Origin of the sequence: Photobacterium iliopiscarium (assembly GCF_003026395.1) — a bacterium.
Lineage (GTDB): Bacteria > Pseudomonadota > Gammaproteobacteria > Enterobacterales > Vibrionaceae > Photobacterium > Photobacterium iliopiscarium.
This window is the reverse complement of the sequence record NZ_PYOO01000001.1, coordinates 280,344-302,525: the sequence shown is the minus strand read 5'-3', so window position 1 is coordinate 302,525 and position 22,182 is coordinate 280,344. Positions and strand designations below refer to the sequence as shown.

17 protein-coding genes and 1 CRISPR repeat array are annotated in these 22,182 nt (G+C 33.8%); of the genes, 7 read left to right on the top strand and 10 right to left on the bottom strand.

Translation table 11 applies throughout. The features are described 5' to 3' along the window. Positions 1–139: 139 nt before the first annotated feature. From C9J51_RS01315 to C9J51_RS01290, 6 genes are all read left to right on the top strand, one after another. Positions 140–439 carry an ArsR/SmtB family transcription factor gene (locus tag C9J51_RS01315; RefSeq protein WP_045036325.1) on the top strand — a complete coding sequence of 100 codons (300 nt, stop codon included), beginning with the start codon at positions 140–142 and terminating at the stop codon, positions 437–439. 12 nt (positions 440–451) lie between these two features. Further along, entirely contained in the window at positions 452–874 is a 423-nt protein-coding gene (locus tag C9J51_RS01310; protein ID WP_045039423.1) for a YeeE/YedE family protein, read from the top strand. Continuing rightward, positions 874–1,311, top strand: a complete 438-nt coding sequence (locus C9J51_RS01305; protein WP_045039424.1) for a YeeE/YedE family protein — start codon at positions 874–876, stop codon at positions 1,309–1,311. Before C9J51_RS01310 ends, C9J51_RS01305 begins: the two co-directional genes overlap by 1 nt. Positions 1,312–1,358: 47 nt before the next feature. Then, complete coding sequence (locus C9J51_RS01300; RefSeq protein WP_045039425.1) at positions 1,359–1,913, top strand: hypothetical protein; 555 nt, start codon at positions 1,359–1,361, stop codon at positions 1,911–1,913. Between the two features lie 418 nt (positions 1,914–2,331). After that, entirely contained in the window at positions 2,332–3,999 is a 1,668-nt protein-coding gene (locus tag C9J51_RS01295; RefSeq protein WP_107274806.1) for a ShlB/FhaC/HecB family hemolysin secretion/activation protein, read from the top strand. A 17-nt stretch (positions 4,000–4,016) separates the two neighbouring features. Continuing rightward, positions 4,017–8,861, top strand: a complete 4,845-nt coding sequence (locus C9J51_RS01290; RefSeq protein WP_107274805.1) for a hemagglutinin repeat-containing protein — start codon at positions 4,017–4,019, stop codon at positions 8,859–8,861. A gap of 594 nt (positions 8,862–9,455) precedes the next feature. Here the strand turns inward: C9J51_RS01290 and C9J51_RS01285 are convergent. The 10 genes from C9J51_RS01285 to C9J51_RS01240 form a co-directional block, all read right to left on the bottom strand. Continuing rightward, positions 9,456–11,402, bottom strand: coding sequence for an NACHT domain-containing protein (locus C9J51_RS01285; protein ID WP_170073303.1), 1,947 nt, complete (start codon positions 11,400–11,402; stop codon positions 9,456–9,458). An 856-nt stretch (positions 11,403–12,258) separates the two neighbouring features. Then, positions 12,259–12,489, bottom strand: coding sequence for a hypothetical protein (locus C9J51_RS01280; RefSeq protein ID WP_045039429.1), 231 nt, complete (start codon positions 12,487–12,489; stop codon positions 12,259–12,261). Positions 12,490–12,689: 200 nt separating this feature from the next. Further along, positions 12,690–13,454 (bottom strand): hypothetical protein, encoded by a 765-nt coding sequence (locus C9J51_RS01275; protein ID WP_045039430.1) that lies wholly within the window; start codon positions 13,452–13,454, stop codon positions 12,690–12,692. 51 nt (positions 13,455–13,505) lie between these two features. Beyond that, on the bottom strand, positions 13,506–13,697 hold the full coding sequence (locus tag C9J51_RS01270) for a hypothetical protein (RefSeq protein ID WP_128081757.1): 192 nt from the start codon (positions 13,695–13,697) through the stop codon (positions 13,506–13,508). Between the two features lie 762 nt (positions 13,698–14,459). After that, positions 14,460–14,848: direct repeats of the CRISPR family, unit length 28 nt; unit sequence GTTATCAGTTGCCTACTCGGCAGTACAC. 128 nt (positions 14,849–14,976) lie between these two features. Next, positions 14,977–15,576, bottom strand: coding sequence for a type I-F CRISPR-associated endoribonuclease Cas6/Csy4 (gene cas6f / locus C9J51_RS01265; RefSeq protein ID WP_045039432.1), 600 nt, complete (start codon positions 15,574–15,576; stop codon positions 14,977–14,979). A gap of 3 nt (positions 15,577–15,579) precedes the next feature. After that, complete coding sequence (gene csy3 / locus C9J51_RS01260) at positions 15,580–16,629, bottom strand: type I-F CRISPR-associated protein Csy3 (RefSeq protein WP_107274803.1); 1,050 nt, start codon at positions 16,627–16,629, stop codon at positions 15,580–15,582. After that, positions 16,613–18,523, bottom strand: a complete 1,911-nt coding sequence (locus C9J51_RS01255) for a type I-F CRISPR-associated protein Csy2 (RefSeq protein WP_107274802.1) — start codon at positions 18,521–18,523, stop codon at positions 16,613–16,615. Before C9J51_RS01255 ends, csy3 begins: the two co-directional genes overlap by 17 nt. Before the next feature lie 3 nt (positions 18,524–18,526). Then, positions 18,527–19,705: a TniQ family protein gene (locus C9J51_RS01250; RefSeq protein ID WP_045039433.1), complete on the bottom strand. Its 1,179-nt coding sequence runs from the start codon at positions 19,703–19,705 to the stop codon at positions 18,527–18,529. Positions 19,706–19,804: 99 nt separating this feature from the next. After that, positions 19,805–21,187, bottom strand: a complete 1,383-nt coding sequence (locus C9J51_RS01245; RefSeq protein WP_045039434.1) for a DEAD/DEAH box helicase — start codon at positions 21,185–21,187, stop codon at positions 19,805–19,807. Positions 21,188–21,202: 15 nt separating this feature from the next. Then, on the bottom strand, positions 21,203–21,745 hold the full coding sequence (locus C9J51_RS01240) for a hypothetical protein (protein WP_107293012.1): 543 nt from the start codon (positions 21,743–21,745) through the stop codon (positions 21,203–21,205). A gap of 91 nt (positions 21,746–21,836) precedes the next feature. Here C9J51_RS01240 and C9J51_RS01235 point away from each other — a divergent pair, with 91 nt between their 5' ends. After that, positions 21,837–22,043: a helix-turn-helix domain-containing protein gene (locus C9J51_RS01235; protein WP_045039437.1), complete on the top strand. Its 207-nt coding sequence runs from the start codon at positions 21,837–21,839 to the stop codon at positions 22,041–22,043. Positions 22,044–22,182: the final 139 nt, after the last annotated feature.

Below are 22,182 nucleotides of genomic sequence, written 5' to 3'. Positions count from 1 at the left end.
CAAAGAAGACTCTGTAGCCTGGGTTGTCGAAACAGTGTATTGGTAAAGATGTCATATTAGACTTATCTAAATTAGAATTGTCTAATGTTAAAATTAACGTAAGATAAAGGCTTCTAATATGACGATTGAGCAATAAATAATGCACTTTGATGAAATGAAACAACGAGCGACAGAGGTTTCTGAACTTCTAAAAATAATGGCCCATCCTGAAAGGTTGATCGTACTTTGTCAGTTAATGGATGGAGAAATGAGCGCCAATCAATTGCAACTTAACTCAACATTAAGTCAATCTGCCTTTTCACAACATTTAGCTGTGTTGAGAAAAAACGACATCGTTACTGTTCGTAAAGAAGCGCAATCGGTTTTTTATTCTTTAGCTGATCCGCGTATTACAGCCCTTATAACCAGTTTCCATGATATTTTTTGTGATGAAAATTAAGGTGAGGTGAGTATGACTTTTCAAATACCTTGGCAGTCATTTTTTGGTGGCATGTTACTTGGGTTATCTGCTGTTATATTGATGTTATTTATTGGTAAGACAGCAGGAATCAGTGGCATTATTAATGGTGTGATTAAGAGAGAGAAACAAGAATTAGGGTGGAAAATTGCATTTTTAGTCGGAATGGTTTTAAGCGCATTTATCTTATCCCCCTTGGGCGTAACGTTGCCGACTATTAGTGAACAGAATATAGGTATTGTTTTAATTGCGGGTTTATTGGTTGGCTTTGGTACGCGATTAGGTAATGGATGCACGAGTGGTCACGGTATTGTTGGCATGGGACGTTTTTCTAAACGTTCAATTTATGCAACCTGCGTGTTTATGATGTCAGCCATTATTGTTGTATTTATTCGTCGTTTATTAGGTGATTTATAATGAGCAGCTTAAAGATAAACCGTATTGTTGTTGGTGCTATTGCTGGGATTATATTTGGTTCTGGAATGATTATTTCAGAAATGGTTAATCCGCATAAAGTTATCGCTTTTTTAGACATTTTTGGTCAATGGGATCCAAGCCTTGCCTTTGTGATGATAGGGGCTCTGGTTGTGTTTGCACCTTGTTATCATCTGCTTATAAAAAAACGTAAAACAGCCATCAATGGCGATGCAATAGCGCCTAAAAATAGTAATAAGATTGATGCTAAATTAACGGTTGGCGCCATTGTTTTTGGTATTGGTTGGGGACTGGCTGGTTTTTGTCCCGGCCCTGCAATTACTAATTTAGGCGGTGGTAATTATGCAGTCTTTGCTTTTGTTGCTGCTATGATTTTAGGTATGGTTATTGCCAATAAATATTTAGCATCAAGATCTTAATGAATCAGCGATTTGGCTTTTTAGTTTAATAATATAAGAGGAAGATGATGAAAAAATGGATAATATTGGTCGTTGTGATCATACTCGGAACCGGTGTTTTTTACACGGTAACACGTACAGAACCGCCTATAACATTAAAAGAACTTGCAACCCAGCCTCAGCAATGGCAAATCAAAGTACCCGATACAACGGCGAGTATTCATTTAACATCCATAAAGCAATTGCAGCAGCACCCATACCTTATGGGGGAGTATCAAACACCTGATGGCGCTGATAATACAACAATTTACCTTGATATTAATCAGGCTGTTCAACAAGGTAAGTATATTGCGACATCTTTTGTAACCACTAATTCGGGTAGTGGTACATTTTACTATTTATCCGTATTTGAACAGCACAATAAAAAACTTGAAAATCTGACCAATGTGTTTATTGGCGATCGAATTAATATAGAAAAAATTGCCATTGTTAACAATAATCCGCTAATGATTAAAATTGATTATAAAACGCATGGTGAAAATACACCTTATGCTCTACCTGCTGACGTCGCGAAATCACAAATATATCAATTAAAGAATAATCAATTAGTACTACAGCAATAATTGAATTGCCATTGTCATTTTAAAGACTATTTTTCTTCTTTATTTCCCCATAGCCAATATTTATAAATATTGGCTATTTTATATTTTCAATAAAAATGAGCAATAACGACTTATCAATTAATGTTATTTATCGTTATGATGAATAACATTCTGAATAAACGCAACTAAAAGTATTTTTATGCTGTTTGCATTCAATTGTTAAGTGTTTAAAACTGCTTTTATTAATTAAAGTAGTTGTTAAGTGTGAATAATTCACGTGTTGATACAATTTACATCTGAATGACAATTAATATCAATAAACATGTTGACCATATAATGTTAATCATAGAGAATAAATTCCAATTAAGTATGATTGGTTGTGAGGATGTATAAAAAATAGCAAATAAACATTATTCTTCTATTAAAAATGAATTTATATATGATAAAAAAAATACTAATCTTATTCGTAGGATTTAATAGTATTCCTGTTTTTTCGAATGATTTGTTAGGAAATCAATTATTTTCACCTATATCAGAATCTCGAAGAGCTTTGCAAAATAATAATCGTGAGATTGAACAATTATCTGATAAGGGGCAAACGGAACGTTTAATCAAAAATAAGGAAGAAAAAAAACTAATAGCTGAAAATATATTACCTGATTCTAGTATGTGTTTAGAAATAAGTAATGTTTTTTTACAAGGAATCACCTTACTTGATAATGATGATTTAGATAGAATAACAGCCTTACCTACTCAATGCATTACAACTAAAGACTTAAATACATTAGCTCGTGAACTAACACAGATCTATATTAATAAAGGCTATATTACTTCTCGTATTGAATTTATTCAGCCTAATGATCAAGGTGAACTTGGGGTTCAGGTTATTGAGGGTTTTATTGAAGGAATAAAAGGAAGTGATCATAAGGTTAATCCTTATTTTATCTTTCCTGGTTTTGTAAATAAACCATTGAGATTACAGGACCTAGACCAAGGTTTAGATCAGGCTAATCGTCTTCAATCAAATCAAGTTACATTAGATATATTACCAGGAAAGTATAAAGGTGGATCAATTATTATTCTTAATAATAAGTATAGTTCGCCATGGTCAGCAATTGCTAGTATAGATAATTATGGACAAGAAAACACAGGGAAATGGTTGAGCAGAGCAACATTCTCTGTTGATAGTCCATTAGGTATATCGGATTTTATAAGTTTGAATGCAAGTACAACGTTAGAGCCATATTCATATAAATATAGTAGAGCGTATAACTTATTTTATTCATTACCTTATGGGGATTTTACATTCAGTAGTTTTTATAGTTATTCAGAATATCTAATAAAGCAACCGCTTCAAAATACAATTATTACACTTAGTGGAGAAACACAACAATATGGAATTAAAAGTGATTATTTATACTATAGAGATCAAAATGATTTATTAACCATTAGCGGGCAATTAGCGAATAAACAAGTAAAGAACTTTTTATTAGACTCTTTGCTTTTTGTTAGTAGTCCTGAATTGACTGTTCTTGAGCTAAGTTTAAATCATTCTCATATTTTTTCTACTAGTGTTTTAAGTTCTAATTTAAGTATAGAAAGAGGATTATCAATATTTGGCTTCGATGATAAAAGAAATATCATTGATAATGAATTTAGTAAGCTAAAGTTATCATTTAATTATAGTTACAGCTTTAGTGTATTTGATTCTATTTACCAATCAAATAATCAATTATTTGCACAATATAGTCCTAATGTACTACCAGGTATTGAGTGGTTAAGTTTAACCGATCGATCTGCTGTACGTGGTTTTAGCAATACGAGTATTTCTGGCGATAACGGATGGTATTTACGAAATACATTATCTCATTATTATTTTATAAATAGTGCCGTAATTCAACCACGATTAGGTATTGATGTTGGACAAGTATATCCACATGGTGAAAGTCAAGGTAACTCAACAGTTATTGGTATGAGTACTGGAATTTCACTTAATTATAAAAAAATTATGTTTGATATGGATATCAGTCATGGAAAAGTTGTGTCGGGATTAGTTTCTAAAAATGAACCAATCACGGCATTATTTAATGTTACTTATAAAATATAAGAAATAGGAAAATAAGAATGAAAAAGAAAAAATTCATATTATCGCCATCAAGTAAAGTGACAGTCGCTATTACGCTTGCAATGATTTCGATACCAACTTATGCTGCCGGGATTATTTCAGGAACAGGTGGTCCACAAGTCTCTACGGCATCAAATGGTGCTGAAATTGTTAATATTGTTAAGCCGAATCAAAATGGTTTATCACATAACCAATACAACCAATATAACGTTAATAAACCAGGAGCCGTACTTAATAACTCACTCATCGCAGGTCAATCACAACTTGCTGGAAAACTTGGAGCAAACCACAATTTACAAGGCCAAACGGCCAACATCATTTTAAATGAAGTGATAACTCGTAATCCTTCATTATTGCTCGGTAAACAAGAAATTTTCGGTATGGCTGCTGATTATGTATTAGCTAACCCTAATGGTATTACTTGTGATGGTTGTGGTTTTATTAACACCAATCGCTCCTCTTTAGTTGTGGGTAATCCCGTGATTGAAAATGGAAAATTAGAAAAATATCAGACAAATAATCAAAATAAATTACGGGTTAACGGCGAAGGGTTAACAACCGCAACTATTTTAGATTTAATCGCGCCAAGTATTTCTGTTAATGGACGAATTCAAGCTAAAGAGATTAATGCAATTACGGGTCATAATGATGTATCTCGTGATACGTTAACCATTACGGAGAGAAAAGGTCTGCCTCATGCAATAGATAGTTATTATCTTGGAAGTATGCAAGCAGGTCGTATTCAAATTATTAATACTGATACAAGTAACAGCGTTAATCTTGAAGGGCAACTTAAAGGTAAAGATATTGTTTCTGTTGATACTAAAGGTAATTTACTACTGACAGCATCAAATATTGAAGGCGATAATATTGATTTGAAAGGTCAAAAAATTCGTTCACAGGGCAAAATAACAAGTAATACAAATAAATATTATGGTGCGAAGAACTATCAGAACTACCGTGGTGGCATTGATATTAATGGACAGACTGATAGCCAACAACTAAAGAAAACAGCATTAGTTGGTAAAAATATTAGTATTATTGCGGCTAAAGATAATCATCTTACAGCAACGCTAATTCGTGGTGATGATGTTTTAATTAAAGGTGGTGATGTACTACTCGATAATCATAAAACTATAAACAAAAAGAGAAATACGAATAATAATTGGTATTATTCTCAGACAAATTACGCTACAACGACAGCAGAAAAAATACAACAGCATAGTACTATTGTTGAAGCGAATAAAACCGCTAATCTAATTTCAACTCAAGGTGACATCACACTTATCGGATCAAAGGTAAAAGCAGGTGAGTCTTTAGCACTTAATTCTGCTCGTGATATTACTTTATCTGGTGTTATAGAAAAGGAGAAAAATGGTCATAATAGAAATTTACGTAATCATACATCAAGTCTGATTACTGGACATTTTCATGATAGCAATGAGGCAGAAACCTTAAAATCATCTGAATTAATTTCTGATGGCGGGCTAGGGGTTAATGCGCAGCAGAGTGTACGATTAAATGCTGCTAAAATTCAGTCTAAGCGTGATTTGATTATTAATGCGAAGAAAAAAATCGATATTAATATTCAAAAAACAGCCAACAATAAAACAACAAAAAATGATAAAACCTATTGGGGAGGGATCGGTGGCGGTAACAATCAAAATAATAGTAATAACAGCACGATTAGTCACCGCTCTGAAATATTATCAGGCGAGCATTTATTAGTATCAGCAGATGACGGCATTAATATTACTGGAAGTAAGGTTTCAGGTAAAAGCGGTGGGTTTGTTCAAACTAAAAATGGTGGTTTGCGAATTGATAATGGAATAAGCACATTTACTGATAACGTCGACAGTCGTAATGGTACTGCGTTTAATATTACTAAAAACTCAAATAAATCGACGCATAATACTCAAACTGTTCATGGTAGTGAATTAGTGTCTGACGCTAATTTAAAATTATTAAGTAAAAAAGATATTAATGTGGTCGGAAGCCTTGTCAAAAGTGCAGGCACTTTAGGTATTGAATCATTAGGCTCTATTAATATTACAGCCGCAAAGCAAGAAGAACAGTTAGATCAAACGAAAACTAAACTAGCTGTTGATGCTTATGCTAAAGAGAGCGGTGATAAACAGTATAAAGCGGGTTTACGTATAGAACATACAACAGAAACAGAGCAGACGCATAAGACGAAACATGTTGGTTCGTCATTAGAAGGTGGAAGTATTGACGTTGCTGCACAAGGTGATGTTAATTTCAACGGTTCTACGCTAAAAACTACTAAAGATAATGCCAATATTAGTGGTGAAAATGTTTCATTTTTAGCAGAAAAAGATAAAACAAATACGACTAAGACTAAAGATACCATCGGTGGTGGTGCGTATTATACCGGAGGAATTGACAAAGCAGGCTCAGGCTATGAGGCTGGATTCTCTAAAGAAAAAAGTGAATTATCCAAGGAAGATGCCTTGGTATCAAAAACAGATGTTGCAGGTAGTTTGATTGTTAATGCTAAAGATAAGCTGACACAAGAAGGTGCTGAACATCAAGTAAACGATCAATATAAAGCAACGGCAAAAAATGTTGATAACTTAGCCGCTATTAGCAAAAACGAAACAAAAATAACGACGTCATCGGGTGGAATCGATATTGGTACTAATATTAATTACAGCGGAGTGACTCGACCAGCAGAAAAAGCCATTAAAAGTGTTGGGAAAGGAGACATTGGTGGTGCTATCGATAATATTGGAAAGACAGGAACACCAAACCTTGGTCTAGATGTTGGTATCAAAGGACAAACGTCTGAAAATAGGAAAGATTCAACAACGGCATCAGTGACTAACATTATTGCTGGCTCATTAGATATTAATGCTAAAGAAACTGTGAATGATGAAGGAACCCAATATAAAGCCAATCGTGGTGATTATAAATTAACGGCTAATCAGCATATAGATCAAGCGGTCGAGAATACTCAACACGAAATGAATAAAGAAACACATGGTTCTGGTGGTCTTCGTGTTTATACGACGACAGGTAAAGATTTAACGATTAATGTTCAGGGTGAGGGCGGAAATTCTTCATTCGAGAATAAAAATTCTCAGGCGGTAACGGGCTCTATTGTAGCTAAAAAAAATATTGATATTAATGTCACTAAAGACGCTATTTATCAAGGTGTAAATATCACATCTGAAAATGGTTCAACGCAGATAACAGCAAGAAGAAATGTTAAATTTGAACAAGCGAATAATACCAACTCTTCATCGTCTGATAAAACAAGTGCCAATGCATCTGGATCAATAGGTACAAATCCTAATGGTAAAACGATGGGGTTAGGACTTGGTGGCGGTATCGAAAAAACATCGTCAGAAACTAAAAATGCCATTACAGGTTTAATCTCTTCTGGTGGTAATCTGGACGTTGTGTCCGGAAATGATATTAATTTCCAAGGTACAAAAGTAAACAGTAATAATGACATATCAATTGTCGCTAAAAATAAAGTAAATGTTGGCGCTGCTGAATCTACATACACCAATAAAGAGAACAATATTTCAGGTAAATTGAATCTTGGTGGTGGTAGTAACGAGACTAAAAAGGACTCAGGTAGCAATGCTTCCATTGGCGGTGCTGTAAATCTTGCATTTAAAGATGAAACATTGGCTAAACAACAGGGCTCTGAATTAAGCAGTAATAATAAAATTAGTATCAATGCAGGATCGAATGATAACGATGCTATTCATGGGGTGGGTAACCAAGTTAAGAGTAAAAATATTACTTTAACGGCGAATAAAGGCGGTATTATTCTTGAATCAGCACAGACAACAGAGCATAAGAATAATTGGGATGTAGCCATAAATGGTAATGCGGTTGTTGGTCAGTCATTTAAAAAAGATGGTCAAGGTAAAGTCGATCCTAATAGTGGTTCAGACACACATAATTTAAATGCTGGGTTAAGCGTGGGTGTTGATAAACTGGATAAACAAATCAACCAGAATGCTAAGATCGACGCAGATAATATTACTATTATAAGTCAAAAAGATACCCGTATTGCTGGCGGAGTACTCAATGGCGGTAAAATTAATGGCGATATTGGTGGTAATTTAAATATTGAAAGTCGTAATGATAGCGAGCATAAAGTTAGTGTTAATGTTGATACGGGTATTGGGCACACTAATACTAAATTACCGAGTATCACAACTAAATTATCTAAAGCTGGCACTGCACATTACTCTAAACCATTGAATGAAAAATTAAATAGTGTCGTTGAGTCTGGTGCAGGTCAGGTGACTGAAAAATATAATGCGTTTGCTCGTCGCCATGATAAATCACAAGATACCGCAGGCACCGTAAGTTTTAATAAGGCACAAGACAAAGTAACATTACCAGAAAAAACAATAGAAAAAGCACCGGAAAAAACCGCATTGTGGGATCGTGGTGCGCGTACCATTGGTAATGGTGTGAAAAGTGCTTTGGTTGAAGATAAAATAAAAGGCCGTAGTGGGCATGCTGGTTTCAGTTTTGATGTTGTGAATAATAATCTAGTTACTGAACACTCAGTAATTCATGCTGAAAAAGGGGTGGATCTTAACGTTAAAGGTGGCACTAATCTTACGGGAGCAAAAATAAGTACTAATAATGGTGGAGTATTGATAGGTGATTCTAAAGTCATCAATAAAGATATGCATGGATATAACCATAATTATGGTGCGAGTTTAGATGTTCCATTTACCGTTGGTGGTGTTTTAAATACGATTACTAAAGGTATTACCAAAGGTGAATCACCAATAACAGCGTCTGTTAATATGAATAAAACAATAGCAAGCGCTGGTATTATGATTAAATAATATTAAATTTTTTGAAAAGTAAAAAGTAAATATATTCGGCTTTACTGATCGTTATTAATACAATTAATTGATTCAGTCATATTCAAATATGATGCTGATGAGTTTATTTTAAACATAAAGGCCACATAAAAGTGGCCTTTATTTATGGTTATTTTTTAATATTATAAATGCCATAGTATTAGAATTGAAGACTGTAAGATTTCATCTATGGTTTCACAATCCAGATATAGGAGGCTTGAGCTAGTCATGTGACTAACTCAAAATTGGATAGAAACGTGTTTAAGGTTTGTTTTATTTAGGTAGGTATTAGGATAAGTAAAGGTATATTCGAATTTTTAGCATCACCCTTCATGATCTTTTCAATATTTATTTATAATAAGGTGGCTTGGGCTTATCCAACACTTCGGATAGGTGTCGGCTGCGCGACACATATCCTTATTTTTCAGGTCACTTGGCGATTATTTTGGCAAAGATGTAATAGATTATACTTGTCAATAACGCACCTACTATGAAAGGCAAGGTGAGATCGAGTTAGAGATTATCAAACTAACATTAAATAACCTGTGAGAATAAAAGGCTACTTAATAGTAGATATCACTTTTTTAATAATTTAATTAAATTAGATTGTGCTTTTGAAGATTGAAGATAGTTATTAACATCTGAATTTAACTTATATAAAAAAGCATTAATATTTTTAGAAAAATAATCTTTTTTATGACCTTGTTTGTTGTTAATCATATAATCTATCAAATCCAAAACTTTTACTTTATAAATTGAAATTGTTTCTACCGTTGTCCCTGATTTTTTGGTTATTTCAATATTTTCTTTTGTCAACTGGAACTTAACCTTATTTTCAGCCACTAGCTTTGGTAAGCTTCGTTTTGATAAATTAACAATACTATTTAATTTTGATGTTATTAAATTACTTCGTGGATAATCAAGAATATTAATTATTTTTGAAACCATATCTAATTTTTCAAGATAACTGCTTTCATATAGAGAAATTGTTTGAACTCTAAATTTATTGGAGTGTATATCTTTTGAGCTAATCTTATATTCAAAAGTATTATATCCTAAAATAATATATAAAAGATCGTCATCAAAAAAATCATACGATGCTTTTATTTTTGAATTTTTAAGTACAAGTGAAACAAATAACTTATAAAATGATGGTGTATCAATATCTTTAACAAAAGAGAGTACATTTTCAAAGGATGAATCATAGTTATTTATAATTAATTCATAAAATTCAGTTTTTAAGCTGGAGTCTAAATCGGATATTTTCCTTGCGGCATGATATTCAAGGATTGTTTTATGGATGAAAGAAAAAAAATCACCATCACGCTTTAATAAACTAGTTTTATCGACTATATCAATATGTGATAAGTCATTATGCTCATTGATACCAAGAGATTCGCATGATTCAGAAAAAACTTTTCTTAAATAATCTTCTGAAAGAACAAGAGGAGCTTTTAAAACAATCATATGAAAACAAGCATGGCAGAATACATTGTGTAATTCATGATTAGTTAAACCTGATTTAGATTGTCGCGTTAGAAACTTAAATCTATCATGTTTATTTATAATGATAGAAAATAATTGACCATAAAATTCAGCTAATGTCTTTGGCTCTGAATCTAATGAACTATAAACTAGTATGAAAATATCCACAATTATTGGAGTTAAAAGTATACTTCCAATTTCTTCTTTTGATTTAGCTGCATCTTTTAATAATTCTTTATATTTCTTGTCGATGTTTTTATTTATATCTATTATATTAAAAACATCATCTAATGTTAGATCTAATAGATTAGCATTTCGTGATGAATCTAGAGATAAAGTTACTTCAGTACCAGGTCTTGTTGTAACAATTGTCTGACAATCATATTTTGAATAGCAATCATTTATAGCCTTTAGTGCTAACTTTCTATATTCATCTTTTACTTCATCAAAACCATCAAAACATACTAATAGTTTATTAAACTGTAAGAGATAAATAATAGTTTCACTTGGAATACTCACACCAAATCTGTCAAACTCTAAACTTATAATTTCGCACACATTATTGTGTTTATCCCAGTCTATATCCCGAAGAGTTATTATTAGTGGGATTCGACCGTTTTCTTCATTTAACTCCTTTTGTACCAACTTTCTTATAATTGTTGTTTTTCCTTGTCCAGCTTTACCTATGACACAAGTTATTTTCCTATTCACAAGTGTAAAATATTCATCAACTAAGTTTTTTTGTCCATTATCACAAAAAACAAACTTTAGCGGGTGATAAATATCATCAATGTGAACATCTACATTATCAGAGTTAATTGTTTTAAACTTTAGATATCTATCTATAACCTTTTCTTCCAGAATAGCTCGTTTTTCAGCATCATTAGGTATAATAATTGAGCTTAATGCATTAGAGATTTCAACATCTCTATTTCTAATTTCAAGTAATTTATCTAATTTTTTAAATAATAGTCCAGAAACATACTTTCCTGTCTCTGTCTCAATAGCTTTAGTTAAAAATGAATCGGTATTAGACATACTTTCTATATCCATATAAATGCTAAAAATTAAATTACCAAAATAAAATACAGCATAAAGGCATTAATAAATAGATAAAATCAACTGTGCTTTTGCACCTAAATAACATTCATTACACTTTCTTGCGCAAAAAAAAAGGATAATAAAAAACTCATTTTTAAACCGCAAGATTAAAATTATTATTAAAACTAATCCAAAATAACGTTAATACAATATAAATGAGTATTTGATCTAACAAGTTTTGGGGCAAAAACGAGCTAACTTGGTTGTTAAACGCTTTAATGTTTCAACATTCTGTAAATAGATTCCCTATCGCCCTCGTGGGCATTTACTGTAGGGAATGACGGTTGTTGTTAAAAAAAGACAATAAAAAAGCCAGAGCAAGATCATTATCTTTCTCTGGCTTTATATAGCTTTATAAGGCTGTTTCAATACTATTTGTTGATACAACCATAACTTGATATTCAATATTTTTATATAAATCAATTTCTTAATAAAAATACAACCATATGTTGATATTATTCAAAACAACCATAAGTTGATATTTTCATAGGTTTATTACTAATTATGAAGATTGATTGTAAGAAAGTTACTTACATCTTTTTTACTGTTTAAGTATATTTATGGCATTAGTATTGAATATTGTAAGATTCTCGCTGTGGTTGAAACAATTCTGATACTAGGGGGATGAGCTAGTATCAGTGACTAACTTAAATGAGACAATTATGAGTTAGCTAACTCACTTGTGGACAGAAATTAGTTAGATAATTTGCTTTATTTAGGATGGTAGGTATTAGAAAAAATAATCAACGCCCGCATCAACTGCCGGAGGTCAGATTGCAGGCGCTTGTTATGTTTAGACCGACTCTAACGGCCTAACAGAGTTTTCATCTATGTAAACATTAATATCTTCAATGTCACCTTGCGATGTAATTGTTAATGGATTATTTGGAGTAATTAACCCTTCAATTATACTTCCACTAGACATTTTAATTTCAAAGCGACAAGGGGCATTAACTTTTATCTTTCCAGGCTTACCAAGCTCAAGTTGAAATGAGCTCGATTTTCCATCTTTAATTGTTCCCATAATATTTTCCCTATTCATAAAGGTTTACTAAACTCGAAAAAACATGACGCCCTTTTAAGGTGTGAGCAACGCAATACCGATGCCGCTGCATATCATCTTAAAAAGTTTGTTAGCATTTTTAGTACGGAGATATATCTGAATGTTCTTCAGTAAATTCATCAATATCATTCTGGTTTAAAAACGAAAACTTGATGGCTTTGTTAAGCATTATTTTTTATAAATTCAATAACACTATCCACTTTTGTCGAAAATGTAACATTATGATGTTTATAGTATTCGATAAGAATTGAGTCTAGATAATACTTATCTAATTCATGTACAGATGGCACAATCCATAAACCACCTCCACTAAAGCCACTTGGACTAACGGGCTTGTTATTGTCCTTTGTTCTTGAATAGGTCATGCATGTGTGAAGTGATGGTAACTTACCCAAGTCTTCCCAGTCCTCAAAGTCATCTTTGATAACACCACCATATGCAAAACCAGAAACTTTAAATGCTGTGGTTCCTAGTAAGGCTTTAGATTGCTTATTTTTAGTGTTAGGAAACCCATGAAGTAGTGCCAAATGTACAGACCCAAAGTTATCATGAGTCACGAGCCTTGACTCATCCAGAACTACAATCTGATTTTCTTCAATAAATTCGTCACTCAGTTCAACAAAGGCTATATCAAAATGATCTTTGACATCATGACTTGAATATATAAATTCCCCCTCTATCTCGACATATTTATTATTAACCCCGAGAAAAAATTGACTCTTGATGTTCAGCACTTGCTGCAAAACATGAGAAGCCGTTACTAGGTAATTTTTACCATCAACTTTAATAACAACACTGGATGCAATAAGATCTGGTTTTTCTCTTTCGTCAGCTACGAATACCGGATAGGTATATTTGTTTGCTTCCTGCTGAGTCTTCGCAATTGCACCATCAATAATTTTCTGCACTTTTTCTTTTTCTAACATTATCTATCTTATATGTGGAAATGCTTAACGCCTTGTTATGTGGCGGACTTTCTAGATTATTGAGACAGTTGCCAAATACATACCTATCCAATACATAATATAAAATACCCAATCATCTAATCGTTCAACAAAGGTTTCTCCTTTCCACGTTTGCTCAGTCCACCCAAGTCGCCCCAATGTTGCAACAGCAAAGCAAAAAGCCGACCCAAGAGCTAGTACACTTTGACTCGTTGGTATACCCAAGTCATAGCAATCCACAATGATACCGACTCCAACTGCACTACCCATAAAAAACAGAGAAAGGAAAAAATTCCTCAGTAATTTCATTGTTTTATTCAATTTTAAAATCCTGACATTTTAATAGAAGAGCCACATAACAGCTTATTAATCAGCATTCTTACTTTCACGCAAAAGAATGCCCCTAAAAACCTACAATCATAATCAATTTAATTCATAAATATCATGATCTTGGTTGCACTATTTTGTTTCAAAGTGTTTATTTGAAATGTAGAAAGTAAGAAATGTATTATGTAACTCATAATTAACTATGAATATATAAATAAAACTAATCCAAAATCATGTTAATACGATATGAATGAGTATTTGATCTAAACAGTAATGGGGCATAAACGAGTTACAAAATTTACGTTGAAAAACCTGAAGTAGGATAGGATAGGGGGGGAATTGTATTAGGTAAATGGGGTTAATCTTTAGAAAATAAGCATCACACTCGAAAGTATATCAATCAGTTTTGTACTTGAGTGTGATGCGAGGAAGAATATACCCTTAATTATCTACTTATTCAGCAGTATATTGATCTTGAACTCGTATAAATGTGGCTCGTTTTTTATCAGCTACTTTTCAGTAGTAATGGGGATTATAGTCCTCAATCGCAATTAAAACAAACAGCCTCTTGGCTGTTTGTGGATATAACTACAATGTTAATGATAAATGTACCTACTCGGCAGTACACATGTGCAAGTGTCAGGTTTTGATGCGTTTTGCGTTATCAGCTGCCTACTCGGCAGTACACAAGTAAGGCATTATTAGCAGCAAACGGACTTTGTTATCAGCTGCCTACTCGGCAGTACACATTTTCTTCCGCATCAGGGGCGGGGATATATTGTTATCAGTTGCCTACTCGGCAGTACACTTAAATCATTATTGCCGAAAAAGAACTGTATACGTTATCAGTTGCCTACTCGGCAGTACACGTTAGTAGCATCAGCAATCACCTTTCCGTTACGTTATCAGTTGCCTACTCGGCAGTACACTAAATCTATTTTTGCTTTTTTCGGTAATTTTTGTTATCAGTTGCCTACTCGGCAGTACACATGCGACAAGCATGGTTAGAAGTAATAACCATGTTATCAGTTGCCTACTCGGCAGTACACTGTAGCTAATTTAAATATAGCTCTTTATTATCAGATGGTTAGATAAAAAACCAATAAGAGACCCTAAATTTTTGCTAGATTATAAAACCCATAAAATCAATAGATTAGGAATAGTCAAAATAAAAGGGTTAAATTATGGGAACAGATTGTAATGCGTGTGCTGTGTTTGCTAATCCATAGCTACTAAAAATAGGTATATTATTGATGCTGATTTCATTAGTTCTTTGAATGTTTAATCTAAATCCATACCCTTTACTTTTACTTTCTTCTGCTAATGAATGATAGTGTCCAATATCGCATTGTTTGTAAATGTTATACTTCTTGTTATCAAAAACCTCACCTCTATTATGCGCTCTTTTAGCAAGCCTCTTTATCTTTCGATGAAAACCAGCCGCTGACGATTTGTCGATCTTTTGATAACGCTTAAAACATGCAAAGTTACATTCAATTGGAACAATCAATGTTTTTGATATATCGAAGTAACCAAGATCTTGCATTTCTTTAAAGTAATTTTGAGTGAGTAGGTAATCTAATGCCATTTTTTCGATGCTTACAAATGAAATCCGATCTCCTACGGTCTCATTACACCAGTTTGGAAAAGAAATACCAATAGAGTGAGTATCATAACGGTAGCTAAAACCGTGTAATATATTGATACACTTAGCTGCTAGAAATTCATTATTGCAATTAGTCGGAATAAATCGAATCGTTTTATAGTACCAATCCATGGTTTATTCTCCTTTATGCTGGAACAACCCGCCTTTGATAAGGTTAGCCATTAAAAAGTGCAGTTCATTTATTGTTTTTTGAGGTGTTTTTTTTCTATTTTTTAATAAAGCTATATATTTTTCAGACTGCTCCAATAAAGAAAAGAGATCTTGATGAGTTGAAGGGGGGCGATAGCAAGTTACATCTTGTTGGTGTACACCGAATCTCCCTATACGAATAGGTTCTTCTGCATTAGGGTACCAATCATCAATCATAAAAATGCCAGCTCCTGCTTTATAGCAGCCTATGATAGGGCTTTTTTGTCCATTGATTGATGTATGTTGAAATATACGGCTAGATTGATGTTTTTTTTCTTTCTTATCTTTTTCAATAAATGCTTGGCTTGGGTAAAGCTCAGCATTTGTTGGTAGAGTTAATTGTGCTTTTATCTCGAAAATAGCGAGGCCATTTTTTGAGGAGAAAGCATTGATGATGAGTTGTTTTAATTCTTGCCATTTGGTATCAGATTGGCAGTCATTATAAGTACTGTAATTTGTTCTAATATCTTCGAAAATGACGGGGTTATTTTTCCAAGGCCAAGGTTTAATTTCAATATTTAGTTGGTACGTTTTTTTCGTGTTTTTCCACAACCATTTTCCTTGACAAATATTGGTTAGAAACCGACCTGCGAGTTCATCCCAACCGATTTTTGACTCATATAATTTGACCAGCTCAATCAAAGTGTTTTTAACCTCAGGCTCGCTACACTTGTAAGGTTTGCGAAGCTCTGAAGAGAATGAAACTGAAAAAACGCATTCAATATGCTCTGCGCCAAAGGGAACGCTACAGAAATCCATATGATGAGGGTTTCCTTGTGCAAGAACTTCAGGAGTAGCCGTTTGTTTAGGGTTTCCTTTAGTATCGTAAGCGAGTGATGCGGTTTCCATTTGACCAAGTACTGTTCGGCTCATAAAAGATAAAGGGGCTTTATTTCCATCTGGCCAAATGGTAAAAAAGCAAACATCGCTGGGATGGATTGATCGTTCATAAGCAAGACTAATAGGGAGCTTCATTATTCATATTCCTTGTCTCTATTGTGGTGTAGTGTGGCTTGTTAATTTGGTCCCAAAACAAATCATGCAAACTTGTATCTTCTTTAATAGTTATTGGTTTGATGAGACCAATGATAGGCTCAGCAAACGCATGTTTGTAGTCTCTTAGGGCAAAAGTGCGTTCTGTCGGCTTTTCTAGGTAATGATATCCAACACAAGTTGGGATTATATTTTGCGATGCTTTTATTTGTTGAATAATGCTTTCAAAGGAATCAATTTTCGCCTTGTATAAGGATAGCCATTGTCCTTGAAAAGTGGGTATTTGTTTAACCAAATCCTTAAAGCTAGAAGATACTTGAATCGTCTTTATGTCATCTATATTTATTCTTGCGTAGCCTCCAGCAAGTCGTTTTGGCAATGCATACAATATTTCGCTTTGGTTGAGGTGAGTAAGATTATTTACTTTGAGAGCCAGACTAAATTTCAGATCACAATGCCATTCATCATGAGTTGCAGGGGAAGATATATTACTTGTCAATTTTATTATACTTTCCCTAGTCATCCCTCTTTTTTGTAAGTGAAAAGTATGAATGCAGATAGCAAATGAATCGACTTTTAGGTTTGAAAAGACCTTTTGCATGTTTCGCTCAAATGCATGAATAAAGCCATAAAATGCGGTTAAAGAGGGTATTCCAATAGTGATGGATGAACTCATAGCAGATGCACCACAAACAGAAATTTGAGGCAAAAGAAGATATTGATTATCAAAGTTCTCATTAGGTTGCTGTGTGTTTGATCTATTTTCAATTAAGGTAAATAGAAATCTAGTTGTTTTTGGATCGTAGGCAAATTGTCTTAAGGATTTTGTATTTGATAGATCGAAATTTAGTTTATGTACAAGCTCTAACTGATTATGTTGTATTGTGTTTTTTTGTAATGCTAACCAACGAGATATCATTTCTGTGATTGTGATTTTTAGTATTTTTAACTTTTGTTGCTTTTGAATGTGAGGCATCATCCAGTTTGAAGAATCAAAATAGTCGTAGAAAGCTTGTATTGAATCTTTAGTTAACCAAGATGAGTTGGGCGATATTTGGCAATGTTTGACATCTTCAAAGCTTATAGTATGACTTAACATGCGTAATGTTCCACCGCAGGTCATCGGAAGTACACCCATATTTGAAGCTCTGCTATAACGGGTAATTTTACTTAACCAATAGTGTTTATGAAGAGACTGATAGCATGAACTCTGCATTGTTTGAGAGGTAACAGGGGATAGAGATAAGTAAGAGTTATTCCCGTCAGGTAATGAAATCTGTCGAACAGAATTAGCACCTAGCTGTACTTCAATACAAGAATTTGGAATTTTTTTAAGTTGTTTTGCTACGTACTTGCGTGTTTTTTGATAACAGCCCAGTTTTGTTAAACGATCCCAGAGAGGATGCTGCTCATCTGTAAGCAAGACGCCCAAGCAACAAATTTTGCCGTGCAAGATAAATTCACTGATTAAAAAATTAGCGACACTGACATCCTTTGAATCATTCGCATAAGCCAAAGTTTTTTGTTTTAATTTTGAAGAAGATAGTAAGTACTTGGGTATTTCACCCATTGGGTGAGCTCTAATTATTCCGGTTGCTTTTATCTCGGGAAATTTAACATTGTGGCTTTGTCGAAATTTCATTGTATTAATACAACGTGACCACCAGTTGTTATCTTTTAATTTTTTTTTACAGTTTTCTCTATCGGTCAAATTTTTTTTTGCGTCTACTTTTGCGGCTAGGTTCGTTAAAATGATGAGAGCGATATCTTCGTTGTCGGTGATATCAATATTTGGACTCAGTGGGCGAAAAGCTCTTTTGAGTTCAACATTTATATCTGATGACGATGAATTAATAATTTTAGCTAGTGTACTCATTGACTACCTCGAAATGATAAATGTTCGATTAAACTCATCGGTTTGAAATTCAGCTAACCAAAGGCAATAAACATCTCCTAGGTGAAACAAGTAATCAGTAAAACTTAATGGTTTATTTGGTTTAGCTTTCCGGCTGGGTTTTAAAAACCGTTGTTCGACCATTAATACAATTTGATCGCACGAGCAATTGAGGAAAATAGAGACTTCTACAGCATTCATTTTTAGATTTGCAAGCCGTCCATTGTTACCCCATAAATTATCATCTATAAATCTCAATAACTCATTAAGCACAATGTTGTACTTTAAATTCCTTTCAGGTAATCGAATACAGTTAAAGAACAAATCTCCCAGTAGATCTTTTAGCTTCAAATTATCATGATGAATAATTGAATGCTCTAAATTAAATTCAATTTTTTGTTGTATTAAATGATGAAAGGATTCAGGCCAACGATGCCAAAAGTCAATAAAGGAAGCACCATCAAACTCTTTTTGAGTAAGGTGAGTCCACCAATGAATTAGACCCCAACGATAGCTCTGGGGCAAGTCAGGCAGTTGCTCGATAGTCTTGCCTGAAAGCCAAGCGGAAGTTTTGCTTTCGGCACTATCTGGATGTTGTTGGTTTGGATTAAGGTACGTATCACATTCTCTGCAAAATCCATTTAAGCCTGCTATTCGATAATCATAATCTGCGCCACATGCGCACTTATATATTAATGGAGTATTATGTTTGTGGCAGTAATTATAACCGTTGAAATGCCATAAATAATGTCCAAAACCTTCCTCATGTAAACATCTTGGGCAACATGGAATAATGTTTTTTCGTAATAATGAGCGAGGAATAACCTCACTACCACGTACTAGAGCGGTTGTTGATGGCGAATATATTAGAGATGTCCTATTTATTGCTAAAGACAGTATCTCAGGTTGCTCATTAAAAGTCATAAGGGCTATTTTGTGCAGTGCTGCTACTCTTGAACCATGATTGTTTTTAGACGAGTAAGGATTGATTGTTTTAATATCAGTAGGGAAAGCCTTAAATCTATCGTGGTTTTCATCTTGTAAATACTTTTTTGTTACAATGAGGAACCGATGGATATCTTCATAGCCATTTTTGTTCGCAACTCTGATGAAAAAACTTTCTAAACTTTCATCTGAATATGGCTCTGGTCTTTGTAGAAACATGGCTTTCCTCCCTGCTAATACTATAGATGAGTATTTAATAACTTCCTGTAAATTAATAAGTTAATGTGTAATTAGTCATTAATTAATGTACTTACTACATTACACATAAACAAAAGCACTGATTACACGAGTGTGATATTGGCCTAAAGTCAGCGCTGAATGTTGAGTTTGAATATCAACACCTTCAGAAATAAACGTATTTTCATTACTCTCCCAATCTATCGTATAGCAATGATCTTCCACTTTGTTATCGATATTCGTTGAATATTGAGTATGCTCTTGGTCTCGTTCACTGTAATAACTATCGTTAAACATCGTTATTCTGGAACAGCTTTCAGGAATATCTATTTCAATTTGTTCAGCAAACAGTACCAAATTACTTTCAGCAAAAGTGTATAGCCACGCTTCTTGATTGGTAGTATTTGTTGTTCGTAATATTCGTCCTAACACTTGGCGAAAGTATAACTCTGTTCGAATATTACTAAGATGGCAGCAAACCTGAAGTCTTGGAATATCAGTACCCTCACTGATCATACCAATACTAACAATCCATTGAGTGGCGCTGTGCTTAAATGACTCAATTATGCTATTTGAGTGTTTGTCTTTATAAGTGACAAGCACACAAGTTTGGTCGAATTGTTGTTTTAATACTTGAATGATTTTTTGAGCGTGTATGATTGAAGCTGCTACGATTAAACCTCCGGCTTTTGCTGATATTTGTCTTATCGTTTCAAGCTTATTAACTGCTAACTCAATGATTGCATTTAGAGCATTATTATTATTAAGTATACAAGAATAATTCGCACTACTATTTTCTAGTAGTGCATTGATAGAATTAAAGTGTTCAGGCTTGGTGTCGCTTTGTAATGAAATCTTATCGCTATCGATTAAAGTAATATTTGGACGTCGACAAACACCATCATTCACTGCTTGTTTTAAAGAATATTGGTAGTTACAAATTACCTTACCTTCAGGGTCAGTATAAGAGAGTAAGCTAATAGGTAGCTTATCAGAACGCCAAGGTGTTCCTGTTAACGCCAGTGTATACAAAGCTGCATGTTGAATATCATGTACTAAGCTTTGCCCCCAGCTATTGCTGTCGGAGTCTTCATCGCCCCCGCAGTGATGAATTTCATCAAAGACACACAATACACGGCGGCGAGAAATCGTTTTCCAAAAATCACGATGAAGGTATTGCATTGATTGGTAAGTCATCGAGCACCCTAGCGTCGCTACTTGACCATTGAAAATACAATCTAAAACATCAGCAAATGTTTTTTGAATGTCTAAGGCAACAGTTCTTGACGGGGAAAAGCAAATAACAAGATCAATCATATTGCTATCAAATAATGCCTTTGCTAAATAGGCTGCCATAAGTGTTTTTCCTGCTCCAGGTGTTGCTTGAGCCAGGAAATGATAATTTCCATTTTTATAATGATCGATGGCGTTAGAAATACACTCACTTTGCCAGAGTCGAAGCATCTTAATTCCTTAAATTTATTGGTGTGATAGTACGTTAGATATAGCTCGAATTTTCCCAACAATAGTCGCTGCGTTTTCTTTTGCTTCAGAATGCAGTTTCAAAGCAAGAAAGGCGGTTTCTGGAAATTGTTCGATCATCGCTTGGTATTGTTCAGTTTCAGCAAGTTTTATAGATAACTCTGCTTCCATTGTGGCTTTCTGTGTTTTCAGATTTTTGATACAGCTTTCTGAAATAGCATCAAGTTTGTCTATTTGATTTTTTACCACCGGCTTCACATGTTGATTTTTACGTGGTTGCTTCGTTTCGAATTTAATTAAGTGGTAGTCATCACATTTTTTAAATCGTTTACCATGTCTGATCCCTGTAGAGGTAAGTACACCTTTATCTTCTAACTCTGTTAAATGCCTTGATGCAAAAAGCCGAGTAGTATTTGGGTTTTTATAGTATGGGAATAACTGCATCAGCAAATCACGAATAGTCGTAGTTTTAAATGGCTCATCATTCATTTTCTTTAAGGCCATCAGAATATCAGGGTGTATTTTTATTAAGTCAGTCATAGAAAATATTATTTTGGTAATTTGCGGATTATAGTCCGTGGTAACATAATCATCAATCTTAGATAGTCTTTCATTTTAGGTATTCCATAAAATGAAAGACTTAGCAAAACTCTTTGGTGAAAATTTGCGCTCAAAACGTCGTGATAAAGGCGTATCACAAGATCAATTAGCATTATTGGCTGATATAGACAGAAGCTATATTGGTAGAATTGAGCGTGGTGAGGTCAACATAACGTTGGAAAAGGCATATCAACTCGCAGCAGTACTTGAGTGTGACGTTAAAGATTTACTTCCCTAAAAGATGGCAGCATATAAATTTATTCTTTTGATTTAATGTACGACAGAATCGCTTGGTGATCACATCGACCTGGCTTCCATGGCTAGCTCAAAATTGTCCAAAAAATGTGTTAGAGCAATTACCGCTGGCACAAAAGAAT

Excerpts from the sequence above, each read along its gene's own strand:
- C9J51_RS01315 (WP_045036325.1), top strand. The coding sequence starts at position 140 with ATGCACTTTGATGAAATGAAACAACGAGCGACAGAGGTTTCTGAACTT.
- C9J51_RS01310 (WP_045039423.1), top strand. The coding sequence starts at position 452 with ATGACTTTTCAAATACCTTGGCAGTCATTTTTTGGTGGCATGTTACTT.
- C9J51_RS01305 (WP_045039424.1), top strand. The coding sequence starts at position 874 with ATGAGCAGCTTAAAGATAAACCGTATTGTTGTTGGTGCTATTGCTGGG.
- C9J51_RS01300 (WP_045039425.1), top strand. The coding sequence starts at position 1,359 with ATGAAAAAATGGATAATATTGGTCGTTGTGATCATACTCGGAACCGGT.
- C9J51_RS01295 (WP_107274806.1), top strand. The coding sequence starts at position 2,332 with ATGATAAAAAAAATACTAATCTTATTCGTAGGATTTAATAGTATTCCT.
- C9J51_RS01290 (WP_107274805.1), top strand. The coding sequence starts at position 4,017 with ATGAAAAAGAAAAAATTCATATTATCGCCATCAAGTAAAGTGACAGTC.
- C9J51_RS01285 (WP_170073303.1), bottom strand. The coding sequence starts at position 11,402 with ATGTCTAATACCGATTCATTTTTAACTAAAGCTATTGAGACAGAGACA.
- C9J51_RS01280 (WP_045039429.1), bottom strand. The coding sequence starts at position 12,489 with ATGGGAACAATTAAAGATGGAAAATCGAGCTCATTTCAACTTGAGCTT.
- C9J51_RS01275 (WP_045039430.1), bottom strand. The coding sequence starts at position 13,454 with ATGTTAGAAAAAGAAAAAGTGCAGAAAATTATTGATGGTGCAATTGCG.
- cas6f (WP_045039432.1), bottom strand. The coding sequence starts at position 15,576 with ATGGATTGGTACTATAAAACGATTCGATTTATTCCGACTAATTGCAAT.
- csy3 (WP_107274803.1), bottom strand. The coding sequence starts at position 16,629 with ATGAAGCTCCCTATTAGTCTTGCTTATGAACGATCAATCCATCCCAGC.
- C9J51_RS01255 (WP_107274802.1), bottom strand. The coding sequence starts at position 18,523 with ATGAGTACACTAGCTAAAATTATTAATTCATCGTCATCAGATATAAAT.
- C9J51_RS01250 (WP_045039433.1), bottom strand. The coding sequence starts at position 19,705 with ATGTTTCTACAAAGACCAGAGCCATATTCAGATGAAAGTTTAGAAAGT.
- C9J51_RS01245 (WP_045039434.1), bottom strand. The coding sequence starts at position 21,187 with ATGCTTCGACTCTGGCAAAGTGAGTGTATTTCTAACGCCATCGATCAT.
- C9J51_RS01240 (WP_107293012.1), bottom strand. The coding sequence starts at position 21,745 with ATGACTGACTTAATAAAAATACACCCTGATATTCTGATGGCCTTAAAG.
- C9J51_RS01235 (WP_045039437.1), top strand. The coding sequence starts at position 21,837 with ATGAAAGACTTAGCAAAACTCTTTGGTGAAAATTTGCGCTCAAAACGT.